We start from the raw sequence: 22001 nt of genomic DNA, 5'->3' as shown, positions 1-22001 counted from the left end.
ATGAATAAAGAGATTTTGCTGGTCGTTGACGCAGTATCCAACGAGAAAGCGGTACCCCGTGAGAAGATCTTCCAGGCTCTGGAAACCGCGCTGGCGACTGCGACCAAGAAGAAATATGAAGGCGAGATTGAAGTTCGGGTCGAAATCGATCGCAAGACCGGTGACTACGACACTTATCGCCGCTGGGTAGTCATTGCGGATCAAGCCGCGATGGAGAACCCCTATGCTGAAATCACCCTGGAAGCGGCGCAGATCGATCAGCCGGAAATCCAGATCGGTGAGTATGTTGAAGACCAGATCGACTCTGTAACCTTCGACCGTATCACTACCCAGACCGCCAAGCAGGTTATCGTGCAAAAAGTACGCGAAGCCGAGCGTTCACAAGTAGTTGATCAGTTTAAAGATAAAGAAGGCACCATCATCAGTGGTGTGGTCAAGAAGAGCAACCGCGACAACGTCATCCTGGATCTGGGCAGCAATGCTGAAGCCGTGATCTTCCGTGATGACATGCTGCCGCGTGAAACCTTCCGCCCGGGCGACCGTGTCCGTGGCCTGCTGTATGCAGTGCGTCCGGAAGCCCGTGGTTCCCAGCTGTTTGTCAGCCGTTCCAGCCCGGACTTCCTGAAAGAGCTGTTCCGTATCGAAGTACCGGAGATCGGTGAAGAGATGATCGAAATCATGGGCGCTGCCCGTGATCCGGGTTCCCGCGCCAAGATCGCGGTGAAGACCAACGATCGTCGTATCGACCCGATTGGTGCTTGTATCGGCATGCGCGGTGCCCGTGTGCAAGCTGTCTCCGCCGAGCTGAGCGGTGAGCGCGCCGATATCGTGCTGTACGATGACAACCCGGCCCAGTACGTGATCAATGCCATGGCACCTGCCGATGTGGCCTCCATCATCGTTGATGAAGACAACCACACCATGGATATCGCCGTGGAAGCTGCCAACCTGGCTCAGGCCATCGGTCGCAATGGTCAGAACGTGCGTCTGGCATCCCAGCTGACCGGTTGGGAGCTGAACGTGATGACCGTTGAGGACATGCGTGCCAAGCACCAGGCCGAAAACGACCGCATCATGAACCTGTTCACCAGCACCCTGGATATCGACGACGATTTCGCCGGGCTGCTGATGGAAGAGGGCTTCTCTACCCTGGAAGAGATCGCCTTTGTACCGGTCAACGAGCTGCTGGCTATCGACGGTCTGGATGAAGACATGGTCGAAGAGCTGCGCAAGCGCGCCAAAGATGCCCTGACTACCAAGGCACTGGCCAAAGAAGAGTCTTTCGATGGCGTTGAGCCGTCCGAAGAGCTGCTCAATCTGAACGGTCTGAGCCGCGAACTGGCTTACGCTCTGGCGGGCCGTGGCGTGGGCACCCTGGAAGATTTGGCTGAGCAAGGTATCGATGACCTTGCTGATATTGAAGGGCTGACTGCCGAGAAGGCAGGTGAGCTCATTATGGCTGCTCGCAATATCTGTTGGTTCGGAGAAGAGCAGTCCGAGTAAGATCAAACGGAGGAAAATGAATGGCAGAAGTATCAGTCAAACAACTTGCCACTGACATCGACACACCGGTTGATCGTCTTCTCCAGCAGTTTGTCGATGCCGGTATCAGCAAGAGCAAGGCCGACGACATGGTCAGCGAGTCTGAGAAACAGGCTCTGCTGGCACACCTGAAGAAACAGCATGGAGGTGACGAGGTCGCCGCTCCTGCCCGCATGACCTTGCAGCGCAAGACCAAGAGCACCATCAGTGTTCAGGGGACTGGCGGCAAGAACAAGGAAGTGCAGGTAGAAGTGCGCAAGTCTCGCACCTATGTAAGACGCTCGGCGCTGGAAGATGAACAGCGTCAGGCGGAAGCCGAGGAAACAGCGCGTTTGGAAGCAGAAGAAAAAGCTCGTCGCGAGGCCGAAGAGAAGGCCCGTCTCGAAGCTGAAGAGAAGGCTCGCCGTGAGGCTGAGCAAGCTCGTCGTGAAGCTGAGGAAAAGGCGCGGATCGAGGCACAATCAAAGGCTCGACAGGCTTCACAGCCCGCCAAAGCAGCCAGTAGCACAGCTCAGCAAGAGGCAGAAAAGATGGCCAAGCGCGAAGCAGAAGAACTGAAGCGCCAACAGGAACAAACAGCTTTGAAAAAAGCTGAAGAACTCGCCGCGAAGAAAGCCGAAGAGGCTCGTCTCATGGCGGAACAGAACGCAGCCCGCTGGGCTGAAGAAGAGGCCGCTCGCGCCAAAGAGAGCAGCGACTACCATCTGACCACCAACAAGCATGCGCAAGCCGCAGAAGACGAGTTGGATCGGAAAGAAGAGACCAGCCGCCGCACTGCCGCAGCTGCCAAGGCACCGAAGAAAGCCGGTCGTCGTGAAGATGATCGCGACTCTCGCAACCCGCGTGCCCGCAAAGGCAAGCGCGGCAAGGTCGCCATGCCGAACGCCATGAAGCACGGCTTCAACAAGCCGGCTGCCGTGGTGAACCGCGACGTCGTCATCGGCGAGACCATCACTGTGGCCGAGCTGGCCAACAAGATGGCCGTCAAGGGCGTTGAAGTCATCAAGGTGATGATGAAGATGGGTGCCATGGCCACCATCAACCAGGTGATCGATCAGGAGACCGCTCAGCTGGTCGCCGAGGAGATGGGTCACAAGGTTGTGTTGCGTCGTGAGAACGAGCTGGAAGAGGCGGTACTGTCCGATCGTGACGAGACCTCCGAAGCCAAGCCGCGCGCACCGGTCGTTACCATCATGGGTCACGTTGACCACGGTAAGACCTCGCTGCTCGACTACATTCGTAAAGCCAAGGTTGCTGCTGGCGAAGCCGGTGGTATTACCCAGCATATCGGTGCTTACCACGTCCAGACTGACAGTGGCATGATCACCTTCCTGGATACCCCGGGTCACGCGGCGTTTACCTCCATGCGTGCTCGTGGTGCCAAGGCGACCGATATCGTTGTTCTGGTTGTTGCAGCTGACGACGGCGTGATGCCGCAAACCATCGAAGCTATCCAGCACGCCAAGGCTGCCGGTGTGCCGCTGGTTGTTGCGGTCAACAAGATCGACAAGCCGGAAGCGGATCCGGATCGCGTCAAGACCGAACTGGCCCGTTACAACGTCATGTCCGAAGATTGGGGTGGAGACTGCCAGTTCGTGCACGTGTCCGCCAAGTCCGGCGAAGGCATCGACGACCTGCTGGAAGCCATCCTGATCCAGGCCGAAGTACTGGAGCTGAAAGCGGTGGTTGACGGTATGGCCAACGGCGTCGTGATCGAATCCTTCCTGGATAAAGGTCGTGGTCCGGTTGCTACCGTACTGGTACAAGAAGGTACTCTGCGTCAGGGCGACATCGTTCTGTGTGGTCTCGAGTACGGCCGTGTTCGCGCCATGCGTGACGAACTGGGTCGCGAGATCAAGGAAGCGGGTCCGTCCCTGCCAGTGGAAATTCTGGGTCTGTCCGGCGTTCCCTCTGCCGGTGACGAAGCCACCGTTGTCCGTGACGAGAAGAAAGCCCGTGAAGTGGCGCTCTATCGTCAGGGCAAGTTCCGCGAAGTCAAGCTGGCTCGCCAGCAGAAGGCCAAGCTGGAAAACATGTTCGCCAACATGACCGAGGGCGAAGTGTCCGAAGTGAACGTGGTGATCAAGGCCGACGTACAAGGTTCTGTGGAAGCGATCTGCGATGCGCTGGTCAAACTCTCCACCGACGAAGTGAAGGTGAAGATCGTGGGTTCCGGCGTAGGTGGTATCACCGAAACCGACGCGACCCTGGCTGCTGCTTCCAGCGCCATCCTGGTTGGTTTCAACGTCCGTGCCGACGCATCTGCGCGCAAGGTCATCGAATCCGAGAGCCTGGATCTGCGTTACTACTCCGTCATCTATGACCTGATCGACGAAGTGAAGCAGGCCATGAGCGGCAAGCTGGCCCCTGAGTATCGTCAGGAAATCATCGGTCTGGCTGAAGTGCGTAGCGTCTTCAAGTCTCCGAAGTTCGGCGCCGTTGCCGGCTGTATGGTTACCGAAGGTGTGGTCAAGCGTTCCAACCGTATCCGCGTTCTGCGTGACAACGTGGTTATCTATGAAGGTGAGCTGGAATCCCTGCGCCGCTTCAAGGATGACGTCAACGAAGTTCGCAACGGCTACGAGTGTGGTATCGCGGTCAAGAACTACAACGACGTGCGCGAAGGCGACCAGATCGAAGTTTACGAGACTGTTGAAATCCAACGGACTCTGTAAGCCGAGAGTTAGACAAAATAGGGGGCCGCGGCCCCCTTTTATCGCAGGATAGAATATGGCCAGAGAATTCAGCCGGACCCGTCGGGTCGGACAGCAGATCCAGCGTGAAATTGCGCTGATCCTGCAGCGCGAGGTGAAAGACCCGCGCATCGGCATGGTGACCGTTTCCGATGTGGAAGTGTCCCGTGACCTCAACTATGCCAAAATTTACGTCACCTTCTTGCAGCTGGAAAATGATGCCGAGCGCATCAAGGAAGGCTTGCTGGGTCTGACCGAAGCAGCCGGATATATCCGTAGTCTGCTGGGCAGTGCCATGCGTCTGCGCGTGGTGCCCGAGCTGCGTTTCTACTACGACCAGACCCTGGTCGAGGGGATGCGTCTCTCCAACCTGGTGACCAACACTGTGCGTGAAGACAAGCGCCGCATGGCCGAATCCGGCCGTGACGAAGAAGCTGAATCCGCACCGGATGACACGACTGAGGATAAAGCCTGAGATGACCCGAAGACGTCGTTTCAAGGGCCGTGATGTGCACGGCATTCTGCTGCTGGACAAGCCGACCGGCCTGACCTCCAACGATGTGTTGCAGAAGGTCAAGCGCATCTACAATGCCGCCAAGGCCGGTCACACCGGCGCACTGGATCCGCTGGCGACCGGCATGCTGCCGATCTGCCTTGGCGAGGCCACCAAGTTCTCCCAGTATCTGCTGGAAGCGGACAAACGCTATGAGGTGACCGCCAAACTGGGCGAGCGCACCAACACCAGCGACTCCGACGGTGAGGTGGTCTCCACCCGTCCGGTGAACGTGGCTGTCGGTACCCTGATCGAGGCGCTGGACCAGTTCCGCGGCCCCATCATGCAGGTGCCCTCCATGTACTCCGCGCTCAAGCACAACGGCCGTCCGCTCTACGAATATGCCCGCGAAGGCATCGAGATCGAGCGAGAAGCCCGTCCCATCACCGTATTCGAGCTCAAACTGCTGAGCTTTGAAGGTGATGAAGTACGCCTTGAAGTGCACTGCAGCAAGGGCACCTACATCCGCTCTCTGGTGGATGATCTGGGTGAAGTGCTGGGCTGTGGCGCCCACGTGACCCAGTTGCGCCGTACCCAGGTGGCCAGCTATCCGTACGAGCGTATGCTGACCCTGGAGCAACTCGAGTGCATCTTCGAGCAGGCCAAGGCCGAGAGCATCCCGCCGCGCGAGCAGCTGGATCCGCTGTTGTTGCCGATGGATACCGCCGTAGCAAGCTTGCCCGAGGTGAACATGCTGGCGGTTGTGGCTGCCTATGTGAATCAGGGCCAGGCCGTGCAGGTGGCGGGTGCGCCGCAAAGCGGCCAGGTTCGCATGACGGTCGGCCCGGAGCGCGAGTTCATCGGGGTTGGCGAGATTGATGACGATGGCCGCGTCGCTCCCAAGCGACTGGTGCGTTATCACGACGAGGAGTGATCCTCAGGCGGTATCAGCGCGTCTTTCCCGTTTCGCCTCTTTATCGTTGCGAAAAGGGGCGGGGGCGATTATGATACCGCCCTCATTTCACGGCTGAATTAGAGATTGGCTGTGAACCTTTAAACACTCTACTGGAGTATTACCATGTCTCTAAATGCTGAGATCAAAGCTCAAATCGTTGCTGACAACGCTCGTTGCGCCAACGACACCGGTTCCCCCGAAGTGCAAGTTGCCCTGCTGACTGCCCAGATCAACCATCTGCAAGGTCACTTCAAAGAGCACTCCAAGGACCACCACGGTCGTCGCGGTCTGCTGCGCATGGTTTCCCAGCGTCGTAAGCTGCTGGACTACCTGAAGCGTAAAGATTCCGAGCGTTATGCTGCTCTGATCGCCAAGCTGGGTCTGCGTCGTTAATCGACCATCAGATTTCGCGAAAAAGGGGAACCGTCAGGTTCCCCTTTTTTATTGCTCTTCAAGCCGTTGCCTGCCTCACAGAATTCGCGTCGCCGCTTACCTTTTGCATCGAATCAAGTATACTTGTGCGCGAATTTAAAGAGCCAAATTGTAAAAAGGAAATTCACGTGAATCCTATTGTAAAGTCATTCCAGTACGGTCAACACACCGTCACTCTGGAAACCGGTGTGATGGCCCGTCAAGCCACTGCGGCCGTTATGGTCAGCATGGACGATACCTGCGTATTTGTGACCGTAGTCGGCAAGAAAGAGGCCGATCACGGCCGTGATTTCTTCCCGCTGACCGTCAACTACCAGGAGCGTACCTATGCTGCTGGTCGTATCCCGGGTGGTTTCTTCCGTCGTGAAGGCCGTCCGAGCGAAGGCGAGACCCTCATCTCCCGTCTGATCGACCGTCCTATTCGTCCGCTGTTCCCGGAAGGCTTCCTCAATGAGGTTCAGGTCGTTGCGACCGTAATGTCCGTGAATCCGGCCGTATCCCCCGACATCGTTGCCATGATCGGTGCCTCTGCTGCACTGGCCATCTCCGGTATCCCGTTTGGCGGCCCGATCGGTGCTGCTCGCGTGGGTTACATGAACGGTCAGTATGTGCTGAACCCGACCACCACCGAACTGCCGCAGAGCGATCTGGATCTGGTAGTTGCCGGTACTGCCAATGCCGTGCTGATGGTTGAGTCCGAAGCGGCCATCCTTTCCGAAGAAGTGATGCTGGGCGCCGTGGTATACGGTCACGAGCAGATGCAGACCGTGATCAATGCGATCAACGAGTTTGCCGCTGCCGTCGGCACCAAGCCGTGGGACTGGACTCCGCCTGCCGTCAACGAAGCGCTGAAAGCCAAGGTTGCCGAGCTGGCGAGCGCCGAACTGGGTGAAGCCTACCGCATCACCGAGAAGGCTGTTCGTTACGAAACCATCGCGGCCATCAAGGGTCGTGTGGTTGAGCAAGTTATCGCTTCCGGTGTGGAAGAAGATGCCAAGAAGATCGGCGAAGAGTTCCACAGCCTGGAAAGCCGCATCGTTCGTGGTCGCGTAGTACGTGGTGAGCCGCGTATCGATGGTCGCGATCCGGAAATGATCCGCGCCCTGAGCGTAGGTACCGGTATTCTGCCCCGTGCCCACGGTTCTGCCCTGTTCACCCGTGGTGAAACTCAGGCCATCGTGGTCGCCACTCTGGGGACCGAGCGTGATGCCCAGAACATCGACGAGCTGACCGGCAACCGTGCCGATCGCTTCATGCTGCACTACAACTTCCCGCCATACTGTGTCGGTGAGACCGGCATGATGGGTAGCCCGAAGCGTCGTGAAATCGGTCACGGCCGTCTGGCCAAGCGCGGCGTTGCTGCCGTGATGCCGAGCGCCGCCGAGTTCCCGTACGTGGTGCGCGTGGTCTCTGAAATTACCGAATCCAACGGTTCCTCCTCCATGGCGTCTGTCTGTGGTTCCTCTCTGGCGCTGATGGATGCCGGTGTGCCGATCAAGGCCTCCGTTGCCGGTATCGCCATGGGTCTGGTGAAGGAAGAAGAAGGTTTCGTCGTGCTGTCCGACATTCTGGGTGACGAAGATCATCTGGGCGACATGGACTTCAAAGTAGCCGGTACCACCGAAGGTGTGACCGCGCTGCAGATGGACATCAAGATCGAAGGCATCACCAAAGAGATCATGGAGATTGCGCTGAAGCAAGCTCGTGGCGCTCGTCTGCACATCCTGAAAGTGATGGACGAAGCTATCCAGGCTCCCCGTGCCCAGATCTCCGATTTCGCACCGCGTATCCACACCATCAAGATCAATCCCGAGAAGATCAAGGACGTGATCGGTAAGGGTGGTTCAGTGATCCGTGCGCTGACCGAAGAGACCGGCACCAACATCGAGCTGGATGATGACGGCACTGTACGTATCTCCGCCGTGGCCAACGAAGCCGCCATGGAAGCGATCCGTCGCATCGAGGCTATCACCGCCGAGATCGAAGTGAACCGCATCTATGAAGGTAAAGTTGTCCGTCTGGCCGATTTCGGTGCATTCGTCAACATTCTGCCGGGCAAAGATGGTCTGGTACACATCTCCCAGATCACCGACGCTCGCGTGCAGAACGTGGCTGACCACCTGACCATCGGTGACGTGGTCAAGGTGAAGGTACTGGAAGTGGACCGTCAGGGCCGCGTACGTCTCTCCATCAAGGAAGCACACGCCCCGACCGAAGCGGCTGCACCTGCTGCTGACGCCGCTCCGGCCGCTGAAGAAGCTCCTGCTGCAGAGTAATCTGCTCGCCTGATACCGGATTGGTTCCGGTTGATGTAAAAAGTCCGGCTCCCCAATGGGAGCCGGACTTTTTTATGGTCAAAACGCGCGATAAGGGATTATTTGCCGAGGATGGCGTATTGCATCTCTTGCAAGGGGAGTACATGGCGGGCTGCTCCCAGCTTGATCGCCTCCTTGGGCATGCCGAAGACCACGCATGAGGCCTCATCCTGGGCATAGGTGTTGGCACCCGCATCCAGCATCTCGCGCAACCCTCGGGCACCATCATCCCCCATGCCGGTCATGATGATGCCGGTGGCATTCTTGCCGGCATATTTGGCGACGGAGCGAAACAGCACATCTACCGAGGGGCGATGGCGGTTGATAAGCGGCCCGTCGACCACCTCGACGTGATAGTAGGCACCGCTGCGTTTGAGCAGCATATGCTTGCCTCCGGGGGCAATCAGCGCTAGCCCCGGGATCACCCGGTCATTGTTTCTCGCCTCCCGCACTTCTATCTGGCAGACCCCGTTCAACCGCTCGGCAAACATGGCGGTAAATTTCTCCGGCATGTGCTGCACGATGACGATGCCGGGGCTGACCCGGGGCAAGGCAGTCAGCACGGCTTCCAGCGCTTGGGTGCCGCCGGTCGAGGTGCCGATGGCGATGAGGCGCTCGGTGGTTTGTGCCATGGCGTGCTGGTTGGGCGCCAGCATGGCATCCGCGTTGAGCTTGGCGCTGACTGGTACAGAGGAGGGCTTGCCCACGCGCTTGAGATTGGCCTGGGCCGCAGCACGTACCGCCATGGCCAGGTCGTGGGCAGATTCTTGCAGAAAGCTTTTTATTCCCATGGTCGGCTTGGTGATGATGTCCACCGCGCCGGCAGCCATTGCCTGCAAGGTTGTCTCGGCCCCCTTTTCGGTGAGGGAGGAGCAGATCACCACCGGGGTTGGATGCTCTGCCATGATCTTGGTGAGAAAGGTTATGCCGTCCATACGGGGCATCTCCACATCAAGCACGATGACGTCAGGCCACTCTTTCTTCAGTTTTTCCTGGGCAAACAGGGGATCCGATGCTGTGGCGATCACCCGGATATCGGGCTCCTGCTCCAGCACCGCTTGCAATACCTGTCTGACCACGGCGGAATCATCCACCAGCATGACCCGGATCTGCTTCATTCTCGCGACTCCCGTTGATGTGGCAGACGATGATGGCGGAGCCAGACACTGCCGTTGCTGAGCTCAAAGAGCAAGCTTCGGTGGCCGCTATGGCCAAGATGATGAGCCTTGATATCAAGGCCAAGGTGTCGGGTCAGCTGCCAGGCTGCCTGAATATTTTTGGCGGCGACATTGTTGTCGCTCTGTGCGTATTGAGGCTCGGTAAACATGTTGCCACCCCCGAACAACTTGGCCTCATATTCATGGATGGGGGCGGGATAGTGACTGGCCGCTTGCAGCAGCAAGGCGAGGGCCTCATCGGCATAGCGCCCATCCAGCTTGGTAGAGGGATTGCGCCGACTTGGCAGCATGTAGTGACACATTCCTCCCTGTTTCTGCTCCGGATGCCACAAGGTGATGGCAATACAGGAGCCCAGTACGGTTCTGACCACCACATCCTCCTTGCCAAAAAAGAGCTCTCCCGGTTGCAGGATCACCTCCCGAGTCATGACTTATCTCTTCTGATAGATGGAAGGCGAGACAAGCTGCAGGTCGTGGTGCAGGCCATGCAGGCTCTCGGCGTGGCTCACCAGCAGGTAGCCACCGGGTTTGAGTCTGGGTACCAGCCGCTGCAATACTTGCCCTTTGGTCTCCTTGTTGAAGTAGATCATCACGTTTCTGATGAAGATGACGTCAAACATGCCGATGTCCGGCAGATCCTGATTGAGGTTGATCTGCATGAACTGCACCTTGTCCCGCAACTTGCGATCGATGATGAAGATGCCCTCCTGCAGGCCCACACCCTTGAGGCAATATTTCATCAAAAAGGGCAGTGGAATATTTTGCGCCCGCTCGATGGGGTAGCGACCGCTCATCGCCTGTTCCAGCACCCGGGACGAGATATCGGAGGCCAGGATCTCCCAGTTGAAGGTACTGCGTTTTTCCGCGAGGGTCATGGCCAGACTGTAGGGCTCCTCGCCGGATGAGCTGGCAGCGCTCCAGACCCGCAATGGTTGCTCGGGCGGAAGCGCTGAGACTATCTCCCGTGTCAGAAACTCGAAGTGTTTGGGCTCCCTGAAAAAGTAGGTTTCGTTGGTGGTAAGGAGATCAAGCGCCAGCTGCAGTTCGCTGCTGCGATCGTTCATGATGAGCTGGAAGTAGTCGTCATAACTATCCAGCTCATAGTGGCAGAGTCGCTTCGCCAGGCGGCTGGCTACCAGCGCCTTCTTGGCCGGAGACAGCTCTATCCCCGCCGTTTGATGAAGCCAGCGTTGGAAACGGGAGAACTCATCATCATGCAGCTGGGTTTGATACAAAAAACTGTTCCTCTACCTGTGTTGTCGGAGATGGAAGAGGCAACGCCTCTCCCGTGACTAGAACCGGACAAAATCGCCATCGCCGATGGGGCGTTGCACTGTGGCGGCTCGTTCCCGACTGTTGGCAGTGCTCTCGTTCATAAAGCGACCTCGGGTATTGGGGTGAAGATGCGAGCTGGCTGCTTTACCTTCTTTGGCGTGGGCCTCCAAGGTAAAGAACTCCATGGCCAGTTGCAGCTGTTCAGCCTGGCTGCTCATCTCTTCTGCTGTGGCAGCCAGCTCTTCGCTGCAAGAAGCGTTCTGCTGGGTAACCTGACTCAGCTGGTTCATGGCCTGGTTGATCTGGCTGACACCGGTGGATTGCTCAACCGAAGCGGCACTGATCTCCTGCACCAGATCCGAGGTCTTGTTGATTGAAGGAACCATCTGATCCAACAAACGACCTGCTTTTTCCGCCATCTCGACACTGCTGGAGGCCAGCTCGCCAATCTCCTGTGCTGCAACCTGGCTGCGTTCGGCCAGTTTGCGCACCTCCGCCGCCACTACGGCAAAGCCTTTGCCGTGATCGCCTGCCCGCGCCGCTTCGATAGCTGCGTTGAGAGCCAACAGATTGGTTTGGTAGGCGATGTCATCGATGATGCCAATCCGTCTGGCGATCTGCTTCATGGCATCCACAGTCAGTTTGACCGCTTCTCCTCCCTCTACGGCCTCTTTGGCTGCCTTGCTGGCCATGCCATCGGTGACCTGGGCATTGTCGGTATTCTGGTTGATGCTGGCGCTCATCTGTTCGATGGAGGCGCTGGTCTCCTCCATGCTGGAGGCCTGTTCACTGCTAGATTGGCTGATCGACTGGGCGGTCGCGCTTACCTGCTCGGCGGCACTGGAGAGGTTGTCAGAGGCGCCGCGCACTTCGGTGACGATGTTGGTGAGCGAAGCGATGGTCTTGTTGAGCGCATCCTTGGTGGTGCCAAACACACCGGGGTAGTCCGCCTCAATCTGTTGGGTCAGGTCACCTTTTGCCAGACATTGCACGACCCGGATGACGTCGTTGAGGGTGCTGTCGATCACTTCTGCAATCTGGTTGATCCCTTCTCCCATCGCCTGAAAGAAGCCGCTCTTGCCAGCAAGTTCCATCCTGCGGTGCAGCTCGCCATTAATCACGGCCTGCACAATGTCGGACATCTCTTTCTCTATCATCACTTCCTTGGTTCTGTCGGCCCATTCGACCACGGATCCCAACCGTTCTCCGGTATCGTTGAAGACCGGATTGGCGATCAGGGAGAAGGTGCGCCCCCCCAGCTGTATCTGGGTGCGGTAGGTGCTGTTGAGTTTGGCCAGCATGGCGCGCTGATGGCCGGGATTTTTATGAAAGCTGTCGATGTTGGCGCCCATCAGCTGATTGGCGTTGAAGCTGTAGAGCTCTTTCTTGATGTCGGTCTCGGCCTGATTGAGCATGCCGGTCACTGCCTCGTTCATATAGATAATGTCGAGGTTGGTATCGGCAATCATCACGTTGGTACTGGCGCAGTCGAGGGCTTTGCGAACCAATTGGTTCTCATGGAGCAGTACCTGGTTCTTTTTAATGTCGCTGCGGCTCTGTTCCAGCTTGTCACTGAGCAAGGTGACCACCTCGTTGATGGCATGTCCTACTTCACGCAAGGGGCTATCCATACCGGAAAGATCGAGTGGTGCTGGAACCTGCTCTGCCAAGACTGCGTGTTGCAGCTGGCCGATTGCGTCGAGTAACTGGGTCCGCTGCCTCACTTCGGTGGCATTGTCTCCGAAGAGTTTTCCTAAGAGTGATTGGGTCATGAGCGTTTCCTTATGCTGCATGTCGTGGAGTATGGAGGCCTTTTCAGGAGGGTTGCAGGTTGCCTTGTGGCAACCTTGCCTGTGGCTGGGCCAGTTCGTTGAGTTGAGCCATCTCATCGAGTGACAACACTTTCCCGGTATCGATGAGGATGACGAATTTGCCGTTGACTTTGCCCATGCCGCTGATGAAATCGGCCCGGATGCGGGCACCAAAACTGGGTGGGGGCTCGATATCTGCTTGTGGGATACCCAGTACTTCCGATACGGAATCCACCACAACGCCAATATCCTGACCTAAAGGTTCATCGCCCTGCGGGGCCACCCCCTCAATAATGACGATGCAACTGCGGCGAGTGATGACCGAAGGTGCATTGCCAAAGCGGGCATTCAAGTCTACGACCGACACTACCGCTCCTCTGAGGTTGATTACGCCGCGAATAAAACCCGGCATCATCGGAACCGGAGTGATATTGCCGTATTCGATGATCTCTTTGACCCCCAGAATATTGATGGCGAACATCTCGTTGTTGATCAGAAATGTCAGGTACTGGGCATCGCCACTGCTCTCGTCAGCGGCCGCTGATGGCACCGTGATGTCGGTGGATGTATGCATGGTCGCCTCCGGTTAAAAGCGGACAAAATCCGCGTCATCAATGGAATGGGATGATGGTTGATTGGGCTGGCTGGCCCGTTGTGGGGGGGCGATGAAACTGCCTCTGGGAGGCATGCCCTTGTGGCCGGTTTCATGGGGCCTGGTGTTGAGCTGCGCACTTTTCTCCAGAGCAAAAAAGGCCATGGTTTGTTGCAGTTCGCCGGCTTGCGAGCTCATCTCTTCGGCCGTGGCCGCCAGCTCCTCGCTGCTGGCCGCATTCTGCTGTGTCACCTGATTAAGCTGGTTCATGGCCAGACTGATCTGGTTGGCTGCGCTGGCCTGTTCCCCGGAAGCAGCATTGATCTCTTGTACCAGATCAGAGGTTTTGCGAATGGAGGGGACGATCCTCTCCAGCAGGTTGCCAGCCCGCTCTGCCTTGCTGACGCTGTCGGAGGAGAGCTCGCCAATCTCCTGCGCTGCGATCTGGCTGCGCTCTGCCAGTTTTCTCACCTCGGCAGCAACCACCGCGAAGCCTTTGCCATGCTCTCCGGCGCGAGCCGCCTCGATGGCGGCGTTGAGGGCAAGCAGGTTGGTTTGGTAGGCAATGTCGTCGATGATGCTGACTTTCTTGGCGATTTGCTGCATGGCGGTCACCGTTTGTTGAACGGATTGGCCCCCTTCGGTGGCCTCCAGCACCGAGTTGCTGGCCATGCTGTCGGTGATCTTGGCGTTCTCGGTGTTTTGATTGATGCTGGCGCTCATCTGCTCGATAGAGGCGCTGGTCTCTTCAACGCTGGCTGCTTGCTCGCTGGTGGCCTGGCTCAATGCCTGCGCCGTATTGCTCACCTGATTGGAGGCATTGGTCAGGTTGTCGGCGGCGTTGCGTACCTCTTCGATGATATTGGTCAGCGCAGTGATGGTCCGGTTTAGGCCGTCTTTGGTCTGGCCAAAAATTCCTGGATAGGGCTCATCGATCCGTTGGGTCAGATCCCCCTTGGAGAGCGCGGTGGCAATGCGCATCACATCTTCCAGGCTGGTATCTGTCACATGGGAGAGGCGATTCAGCAGTTCGGATACCCGCTTGATATATCCTTGACGATCCTCCAGCGCAATCTTGTGGCTGAAGTCGCCCTGTTCGACAGCGGCGGTGACCAGCGTTTCGATATCCGTGATCAAGGCCCCCAGTTTCTTGACCATGTTATCCATCGCCATCAAGAGCTGACCCGCTTCATCGTTGGAGTCTATCTGGATCGATACATCCAGATTGCCATCGGCCAGACTATTGGCCACGCGCAGAGCCTGTTCGATGGGGGTGATGATGCTTTTGATCAGCAGGGTGCCAAACCAGGCTGCGAGTGCAATGCCGACCGCGATAACCACCGCCATGGTTATCAGCATCACGTCATACCAGGATTGCGCTGCGGTATATTCCGACTTGGCCACATTGAGCTGCAGGTTGACCAGCTCGGTGATTTTGTTGCCTATCGGGTCGATGGAGCCATAGAGGGCACCGTCAAAAGTGTTCAGCATGCCAGTAATCATGCCGTGCTGGGTGGCGAGGTATTTCTCCAGCTTGCCAATATCGGTATCGGCCGCGTTGAACAGGGTTGTCGCCTCGGCTGACAAGCGCTGTTCATCCGGTGTGAGGGTGGTGTACTGGTAGTGATGCCACTCGTTTTTGATTGTCTGCTGTGCCTGTTGTATCTGCTTCAAAGCCTCTTCTGCCGGGATCAGCCCCGCATTGGCCTTGTTGAGGTTGTCGATGATCGAGACGGCATAGCTGTCGGAGATGGTCTTCAGCTGCTTGAGGGGAACCACCCTGTCGTTGTAAACGCGCTGCAACCCGGTATTGCTGCTCTGCATGTTGTATAACCCGAGGCTGCCAACGGCCAGCAGCAGTAGGCAGAGCATGCAGAGCAGTACAATAAGACGCAATTTGATGGTGGAATTTTTTAACATGATGGTCCCCTCAGTTGATGCTGGATTGAGGCAGGTTGCGCGACACTGTCAACCTGTTGAGCTGACAGGATTCCTGAGTGATTGCGTGCTGGATCAGCGAAGGAATGTCGAGGATCAGGGCGACCTCTCCCCCCCCCAGAATGGTTGAGCCACTGATGCCTTGCAGGCGCTGGAATAATTTTCCCAACGGTTTGATGACGGTCTGGAATTCTCCCAGCAGTTCATCCACCACCAGTCCGGATTTTTTGCCTGCATGGCTGACCACGACAATGTTCTCGCGCCGCCCTTTGCTGCCATTGGTATCGAAGTAGTGTTGCAGGCGGATAAAGGGCAGCACCTCGCCACGCAAATTGATGTAATTGCGACCCTGGGTGTCGGACAGTGCACTCTGGGTCAATTCAACGCACTCGATCACCATATCGAGGGGAATGACGTAGTGGGTGTCGCAGACTCGCACCAGGAAGCCGTCGATGATGGCAAGGGTAAGCGGCAGGCGGATCTGCACACGGGTTCCTTTTCCCGGGATGCTGTCCAGATCGACCGTGCCGCGCAGGGCAGTGATGTTGCGTTTGACGACATCCATGCCCACCCCGCGACCGGAGAGGTTGGTTATCGCCTCGGCAGTAGAGAACCCCGGCTCGAAGATCAGGTTGTATATCTCCTGATCCGTCAGCGTGGTGGTTGGGCTGATCAGACCGCGCTCGATGGCTTTTTGCTGGATCCTGGCTTTGTTGAGACCTGCACCGTCATCCCGAATTTCGATGACGATACTGTTGGAGTCGTGATAGGCATTGAGATTCAGGGTGCCACGGGGGGGGTTGCCTGCCAGCAGTCGTTGCTCTGCCGATTCGATGCCGTGATCCATCGAGTTTCTGACCAGATGCATCAGCGGATCGCCGATTTTCTCTACCACCGACTTGTCCAGTTCGGTCTCGGCTCCAGAGATTACCAGAGTGATATCCTTGTTCAGTTCCTGACTGACATCGCGCACCACCCGCTGGAAGCGGTTGAAGGTATCGCCGATAGGTACCATGCGAAGGCGCAGTGCGCTGTCGCGGATCTCTTCCACCAGCATGGCAATGACCGAGGCGGCTTCCTGCAGCTGGCTTTCGCGTGTACGTTGGGCCAGCAGATTGGCTCCTGAACTGGCGACTACCAACTCCCCGACCAGATTGATTAGATCGTCCAGCTTGTCGGCATGCACCCTGACGTAACGGCCCTCTTTGCTCTTGCTCTCCTTGGTCTGGTTCTGTTTTTTCAGAGCAGCATCGACGACGGCTTCGTTGACGGCACCCTGCGCAATAAGGATTTCTCCGAGTCTGGGTGCTTGTTCTGCCGGGGTCGCTTGTTGTGCCTGCAGACCGCTTGCTAACTCCTCTGCCGTCAGGGCGCCGGTGTTGACCAGCAACTGCCCCAACATGGCGCTATCTTCAGGCAGCGACTCGATCAGGTTGATGTACTCGGCGATCTTGCTGTGGGGTGGCAAGATGGTGATCTGGCAGTCATCTCTGACAAATTCAAAGACATCGCTGATGGCCGTCTTGTCTGCCTGCGAGTCGAAGTCTATCTCGTAGCCTAGGTAGCAATTCTCCGGATCGAACTGTTCCCAATCCGGTAGCGCCTGATGGATGGTCTCCACCGAGCATATGGTTCCGAGAGTGCCGAGATAGCGCAGAAATGCGGCTGGATCCATGCCATTGCGCAGCACATCGGGACCAAAACGCAGGGAGATATGCCACAGGGAGGCGGAGCTGGTAATTCCTCCCTCTTTTTCGATCTTGGGTTCCGGCGTATGCACAGTATCTGGCAGCGTGGCATGGGGGACGCACTGATGACGAGTGAGGGTGAGCCTCAGCCGTTCATCTTGGTTGGCATCGCCCTCGCTTAACGTGCTGCCCTGTTCTGCAACGACATTGATGAGCGTCTGGATATGGTCACAGCTCTCCAGCAGATCCTTAATCAGAGGAGAGGTGACGGTGAGCTGCTGATTGCGGATCTGGTCTAGCAGATCCTCGACAATATGGGTAAACCCGACGATGGGTTGCAGACCAAACAGGCCAGCCGACCCCTTGATGGTATGAGCAGCACGAAAGATGGCACCAATCAGCTCGCTATTGTCAGGGTCAGATTCCAGTGATAGAAGGGCTGACTCCATCTCTTCAAGCAACTCGCGTGCCTCGGCGATATAGGTTTGTAAAGCCTGATCAAGATCGATGCTCACGGTGACTCCTTGTCATGGTGGCTCAGGGCCGTTCGCCATGGGTGATGAGGGTGGGGTCGCCAAAAAAGGCCGAGAGCTGGCAGAGCTCCAGCAGTTCAAGCACAACATGGCTGTGCCAGACCAGCGCCAGGGAGGAGCCCTGCTGCAGAGCGGTCTTCTTCGCTGCCAGCAGCAGTTGCAGCCCGGCGCTGTCTATCTCGGATACCGCCGCTAGATTCAGCTCCAGTTCGTTCCCCTGATGCAATAAGGGTGAGAGAGCATCTTTCAGCTCGCTAACTGTATAAATGGTGATCTCGTCCGGCATGGTCACCACCACCTTGTTGTCGAGTAGCTCACTCTGTAGTTGCATGATGCACTCCGGATCACGGCATGATGAGCTTGGCGACTGCGGCCAGCATCTGTTCGGGCTGGAAGGGTTTGACCACCCAAGCTTTGGCTCCTGCGGCTTGTCCCTCCTGCTTCTTGCTGTCCTGAGACTCGGTGGTCAGCATGATGACAGGGGTAAATTTGTAGTTGGCCAGCTTTTTGGCCTCTTTGACGAAGGTGATGCCATCCATGTTCGGCATGTTGACGTCACTGATGATCAGGTTGATCTTCTTGCCATCTAGTTTGTTGAGCGCATCTTTGCCGTCAGAGGCTTCCATGACCTCATAACCGGCTCCCTTGAGGGTCATGCCCACGACTTGGCGAATAGTTGCCGAGTCATCCACGATCAGGATCGTTTTGCCCATATCTCTCTCCTAGAAAAATGTGATGTCGGCGCTGCTTGGTTGCGCGTTGACAGAACGGGTGGTGCGACCATGGTGAATATTGCGCTGTTCGTCGGTGGCGTATGAGAGCTCCATCTCTGCCAGCCAGCGATTGGCATCGATCTGGATTGGCCCTGTCGCATTGCTGCTCTGCTCCGAAGCAACCAGATGGCTTGAGAGGCTCTCCATGTTTTGTCTGACGTGGCTGAGGATCTGGCTGACCCTGTCTTGAAATTGCAGCGAGACAATGACGTTGGAGATTTCGCGATGGATATCGGTGCTCTCGTTTTGCAGCAGGGAGGCGGATTCCGCCAGGCTGTCAGTGGCATGGCGAAAACGGGCCAGTACCTGTTCGATTGTCTGCTCCGAGTTGAGCGCCGAGGCGTGATCCCGTGCGGCAGCATTTTCGGCAATCTGGAATGCGCGGCCGATAGCAGTATTGATGGTGTCTACCTTGTCGGTCATCTTCTGGGCGGTTTCGCTAGAGAGGCGGGAGAGGTTGCGCACTTCATCAGCGACCACAGCAAAGCCACGGCCTGCTTCCCCTGCACGAGCCGCTTCAATGGCGGCGTTGAGGGCCAGCAGGTTGGTCTGGGAGGCTATTTTGGCCACATCCATGGCCATGGTGTTGAGCTCTATGGTGTAGGTGGTCAGGCTTTTTATCTCACCCAGCATGGCGTCCCGATTAGCCTGGGCGGAATGCAGGATGGCAACCACTTCATTGAGCTGCTGCTGGCTCTCGCTCAAGACTCCTGCCATGCCACGGGAATTGGCATCACCCAGTTCTCCGGCTGCCAGATGAGAAGCATTGACTGCTTCCTCCAGCTTGTTGGCCAAGCCGCTGAAGCGTTGGGTCAGGTCAATCATCGCGGCTTCGGTTTGTTGACGAGAGCTTTCAATTTGCTGGGACCAGATAGGTAGAGCCTTCTCGCACACCTGTTCGAGCCCGATGATGGAGTGGGCGAGAGGATCGGTCGCGACGGTTTGTTCCTCTCCGGCACGATGTCGGTGTGTGTGCTGGTGGAAGTGACTGGATGTCCAGAGGGCGGCTGCAATGGCAACCAGCACATTGAGCAGCAGATAGAGAGGTGACAGCGCATCGGCAAGCTGCAGCAACAGGCAGCTCAGCAGAGCAAGACCGATGCAGCAAATCCAGCAAACCGGTTCCCAAAGCGGTGTGTTCACGCCACTTTTGTGTTGTGCCATACGTAGCTTATCCCTGTGCAATTATTTGGTAAGAGGTAAAGGCGCGGGACTGAAACAGTCATGGTGCCCCTTGACGCTCTTTTCTTTATTTATAGTTGGCACAATAAGGTTAGCGGAAAAAAATTAATTGGCTGCAAATCGGAGTTGTTTGTATCAGCGATTGCCGTATCAAGCGGCTTGCGAGGTGGGGGGCAGAGCCAGGTGGGGATGAAAAGGAGAGAAGGAGCCTGAGGATTCAGGCTCCTGATGAGGATCACGCCTCGTTGGCGTGAGCCTTCTGGCAACCTTCCACGGCGTGGGCGATGAGCTCCAGCGCGCTCTTGTCGCACGGGGGCAGTTCAGCATCGCACGCCTTGATGGGGGTGACGCGATCGCCCCACTTGATGATGGCGGCTCCCCATGTCAGACCGGCACCGAAGGCAGCGGTCAGCAGATAGGAGTTCGGCTTGACGCGGCCCTGCTCCAGCGCTTCGCACAGGGCGATGGGCACAGTGGCTGCGGAGGTGTTGCCATAGTTTTCGATGTTGACCATCACCTTCTCCATCGGCGCATTCATCCGCTTGGCGAGGGTCTCGATGATGCGGATATTGGCCTGGTGCGGCACGATCAGGTCGACCTGCTCCGGCGCAATACCGGCCTGTGCCAGCACAGTGCTGGTGGCTTCACCCATGCCGCGCACGGCGCGTTTGAAGATCTCCGGACCTTCGAAGTTGAAGGTGAACAGCCCATCGATATCGGCAAAACGCACCCGATCGGTACCGAAGTTCGGTACGTGCAGGATCTCCCGCGCTTCGCTGTCGCAGCCCAGCTTGTTGGCGATCAGGCCACACTCCTGCTCGCTCGCCTCGATTACCACGGCACCGGCACCATCGCCAAACAGCACGGCGGTATCGCGGCGTGCCCAGTCCAGCAGGTAGGTGAGGCGCTCGGCGCCGATCACCAGCACCTTTTTCATCATGCCGGTCTGCACCAGCGAGGTGGCGACCGAGAGAGAGTAGACGAAACCGGTGCAGGCCGCGTTGAGATCAAACACGGCGGCATTGACGGCACCGAGCTTCTTCTGCACCGCAGAGGCGGCACTTGGCAGCAGGTTGTCCGGGGTGGCGGTGGCTAGGATGATGCCATCGAGGTCGCTCGCTTCCAGACCGGCGCAGGCCAGTGCGCGGCGACCGGCCAAGGTGGCGAGATCCGAGGTGCTGACATGGGAGATCCGGCGGGCCTTGATGCCGGTGCGCGGATAGATCCACTCGTCTGACGTATCCATGATGGTGCTGAGGTCGTCGTTGGTCAGCACGGAGGGAGGCAGGCATTTGCCCCAGCCGGTGATATTGGCGTATTTCATCTTGTTACCGCTTCTCAAAGTGGATCGCCCGCGGGCGGAAAATCGTGCAATTATGCCGTACGAGACAACCACTGTCATCTTGTGGTCATGGTTATGTGCGGGGAGCTCAGCTGTGCCATCTGGTCGCAAAGGGCTGCAACGTGCTGAGCATGGCTGGAAATTTTGCTTAAAACGCGGGACTCCTCTGCCCTAAGATAGGCGTTTCACCACCGATGAGGGTATCTCCTTGCTCAGAGCCAATCTCAACTTGTTGCCGACCCTCAAGGTACTGCTGGAGACCCGCAATATCAGCCGCGCCGCCGAGCTGCTGCACCTGAGTCAGCCCTCCATCAGCAAGCAGCTTGCCCAGTTGCGCAGCGAGTTTGATGACGAGTTGCTGGTGCGGGAGGGGCAACGCTGGCTGCTGACGCCACGGGCCGAAGTGCTGGCCGCTCAACTGGCGGATTCTCTCGGTGCGCTTGAGCGGCTCTACGAGGCGCCCGGATTTGACCCGAGCCGCTGCGAGCGGGTATTTCGGCTCGCCTCCTCCGATTATGTGGCTCAGCATATCCTGCCCGATATCTGTGCCGCGCTCGCCAAAGAGGCGCCGTTGGCGGCGCTGGAGTACAGCCTGTGGGACAAGCGTCAGCTGCCGCAGCTGTGGCAGTCCGAGCTCGATCTGGTCTCTACCATCACCGAGCTGGTACCGGATCAGATCCGTGGTTTGCATCAGGGGGAAGATCGGCTGGCGGTGTTGATGGGACGTCATCACCCGCTGGCGGGCAAGGCGCTGAGTCTCGATGACTATCTCGCCTGGCCTCACCTGCAGGTGAGTGGCGGTGGCGACAAGGACAGCCCGGTGGAACAGGTGTTGGCGCCGCAGGGACTGAGTCGGCGCTGGTTTGCCAGAGTTCCCTTCTTTCAGGCGGCTGTGGAGGTGTTGCTGCGCACCGATTGCCTGATGACCACCCCTGCTCATATCGCCTGGCAGCTCTCCTGCGGCCATGAGCTCACCTTTGTCGATCTGCCCTTTGCTACCCGCGACCAGCAGTATCATCTGCTGTGGCATCAGCGTCACCATCAGGATCCGGCCCACCGCTGGTTTCGCGAGCTGGCCTACCCATTCCTGCGGGATCACCTGCAACGCACCGTTGGCGAGAGTCGCAAGCAGCTCGATCTCGGTGGTTAGCTCCAGTCAGTTGTGTGGCGCTATAGCCATGGGTTATGGGTTCTATTCATAACTTTCACTACTGGCATAATGGCTCAGCCCGTACCCTGAGTGCAGGGCATCATATCGA

The 22001-nt window shown here is 57.5% G+C and carries 18 protein-coding genes; 7 read left to right on the top strand and 11 right to left on the bottom strand.

Annotation, left to right across the window (positions count from 1 at the left end; genetic code table 11):
* The 6 genes from nusA to pnp all read left to right on the top strand — a co-directional run bounded on the left by nusA (position 1) and on the right by pnp (position 8391).
* Positions 1-1503, top strand: a complete 1503-nt coding sequence (gene nusA, locus ACTG2U_RS08275; RefSeq protein WP_005338808.1) for a transcription termination factor NusA — start codon at positions 1-3, stop codon at positions 1501-1503.
* 20 nt (positions 1504-1523) lie between these two features.
* Positions 1524-4217, top strand: coding sequence for a translation initiation factor IF-2 (gene infB / locus ACTG2U_RS08270; protein WP_005338806.1), 2694 nt, complete (start codon positions 1524-1526; stop codon positions 4215-4217).
* A 55-nt stretch (positions 4218-4272) separates the two neighbouring features.
* Positions 4273-4710, top strand: coding sequence for a 30S ribosome-binding factor RbfA (rbfA, locus tag ACTG2U_RS08265; RefSeq protein ID WP_042060105.1), 438 nt, complete (start codon positions 4273-4275; stop codon positions 4708-4710).
* A gap of 1 nt (position 4711) precedes the next feature.
* A complete protein-coding gene (gene truB, locus ACTG2U_RS08260) occupies positions 4712-5662 on the top strand; it encodes a tRNA pseudouridine(55) synthase TruB (protein ID WP_005338798.1) in 951 nt (316 codons plus the stop codon).
* A 144-nt stretch (positions 5663-5806) separates the two neighbouring features.
* Positions 5807-6076 carry a 30S ribosomal protein S15 gene (gene rpsO / locus ACTG2U_RS08255; RefSeq protein ID WP_005338797.1) on the top strand — a complete coding sequence of 90 codons (270 nt, stop codon included), beginning with the start codon at positions 5807-5809 and terminating at the stop codon, positions 6074-6076.
* A 167-nt stretch (positions 6077-6243) separates the two neighbouring features.
* The gene (gene pnp / locus ACTG2U_RS08250; RefSeq protein WP_439974338.1) at positions 6244-8391 is read left to right on the top strand and encodes a polyribonucleotide nucleotidyltransferase; all 2148 of its coding nucleotides are present in this window, start codon (positions 6244-6246) and stop codon (positions 8389-8391) included.
* A gap of 98 nt (positions 8392-8489) precedes the next feature.
* Here pnp and ACTG2U_RS08245 read toward each other — a convergent pair whose 3' ends face one another.
* From ACTG2U_RS08245 to ACTG2U_RS08195, 11 genes are all read right to left on the bottom strand, one after another.
* Positions 8490-9548 carry a protein-glutamate methylesterase/protein-glutamine glutaminase gene (locus ACTG2U_RS08245; RefSeq protein ID WP_231719471.1) on the bottom strand — a complete coding sequence of 353 codons (1059 nt, stop codon included), beginning with the start codon at positions 9546-9548 and terminating at the stop codon, positions 8490-8492.
* The gene (gene cheD / locus ACTG2U_RS08240; RefSeq protein WP_005349556.1) at positions 9545-10036 is read right to left on the bottom strand and encodes a chemoreceptor glutamine deamidase CheD; all 492 of its coding nucleotides are present in this window, start codon (positions 10034-10036) and stop codon (positions 9545-9547) included. The genes ACTG2U_RS08245 and cheD overlap by 4 nt, the downstream gene beginning before the upstream one ends.
* A 3-nt stretch (positions 10037-10039) precedes the next feature.
* On the bottom strand, positions 10040-10843 hold the full coding sequence (locus ACTG2U_RS08235; RefSeq protein ID WP_421273466.1) for a CheR family methyltransferase: 804 nt from the start codon (positions 10841-10843) through the stop codon (positions 10040-10042).
* Between the two features lie 57 nt (positions 10844-10900).
* Complete coding sequence (locus ACTG2U_RS08230; RefSeq protein ID WP_421273467.1) at positions 10901-12655, bottom strand: methyl-accepting chemotaxis protein; 1755 nt, start codon at positions 12653-12655, stop codon at positions 10901-10903.
* Between the two features lie 43 nt (positions 12656-12698).
* Positions 12699-13268: a chemotaxis protein CheW gene (locus ACTG2U_RS08225; RefSeq protein WP_110303373.1), complete on the bottom strand. Its 570-nt coding sequence runs from the start codon at positions 13266-13268 to the stop codon at positions 12699-12701.
* Positions 13269-13280: 12 nt separating this feature from the next.
* Complete coding sequence (locus ACTG2U_RS08220; RefSeq protein ID WP_439974337.1) at positions 13281-15206, bottom strand: HAMP domain-containing methyl-accepting chemotaxis protein; 1926 nt, start codon at positions 15204-15206, stop codon at positions 13281-13283.
* Positions 15207-15216: 10 nt separating this feature from the next.
* Positions 15217-17427, bottom strand: coding sequence for a chemotaxis protein CheA (locus tag ACTG2U_RS08215; RefSeq protein WP_439974336.1), 2211 nt, complete (start codon positions 17425-17427; stop codon positions 15217-15219).
* A gap of 22 nt (positions 17428-17449) precedes the next feature.
* Positions 17450-17776 (bottom strand): STAS domain-containing protein, encoded by a 327-nt coding sequence (locus ACTG2U_RS08210; RefSeq protein ID WP_005358513.1) that lies wholly within the window; start codon positions 17774-17776, stop codon positions 17450-17452.
* A 13-nt stretch (positions 17777-17789) separates the two neighbouring features.
* The gene (locus tag ACTG2U_RS08205) at positions 17790-18158 is read right to left on the bottom strand and encodes a response regulator (RefSeq protein WP_005338778.1); all 369 of its coding nucleotides are present in this window, start codon (positions 18156-18158) and stop codon (positions 17790-17792) included.
* Between the two features lie 9 nt (positions 18159-18167).
* Complete coding sequence (locus ACTG2U_RS08200) at positions 18168-19382, bottom strand: methyl-accepting chemotaxis protein (protein ID WP_429012657.1); 1215 nt, start codon at positions 19380-19382, stop codon at positions 18168-18170.
* A 253-nt stretch (positions 19383-19635) separates the two neighbouring features.
* Positions 19636-20724, bottom strand: coding sequence for a ketoacyl-ACP synthase III (locus tag ACTG2U_RS08195; RefSeq protein ID WP_021230362.1), 1089 nt, complete (start codon positions 20722-20724; stop codon positions 19636-19638).
* 226 nt (positions 20725-20950) lie between these two features.
* On the opposite strand from ACTG2U_RS08195, the gene ACTG2U_RS08190 reads away from it, so the two are divergent.
* On the top strand, positions 20951-21892 hold the full coding sequence (locus tag ACTG2U_RS08190; RefSeq protein ID WP_429012654.1) for a LysR family transcriptional regulator: 942 nt from the start codon (positions 20951-20953) through the stop codon (positions 21890-21892).
* The last annotated feature ends 109 nt before the right edge of the window (positions 21893-22001 follow it).

The sequence above is a fragment of the Aeromonas sp. 95A genome, assembly GCF_051919235.1.
Classification (GTDB): Bacteria; Pseudomonadota; Gammaproteobacteria; order Enterobacterales; family Aeromonadaceae; genus Aeromonas; species Aeromonas veronii.
Note: the sequence above shows the minus strand (reverse complement) of the source record. Positions and strands in the feature narration are given on the sequence as shown.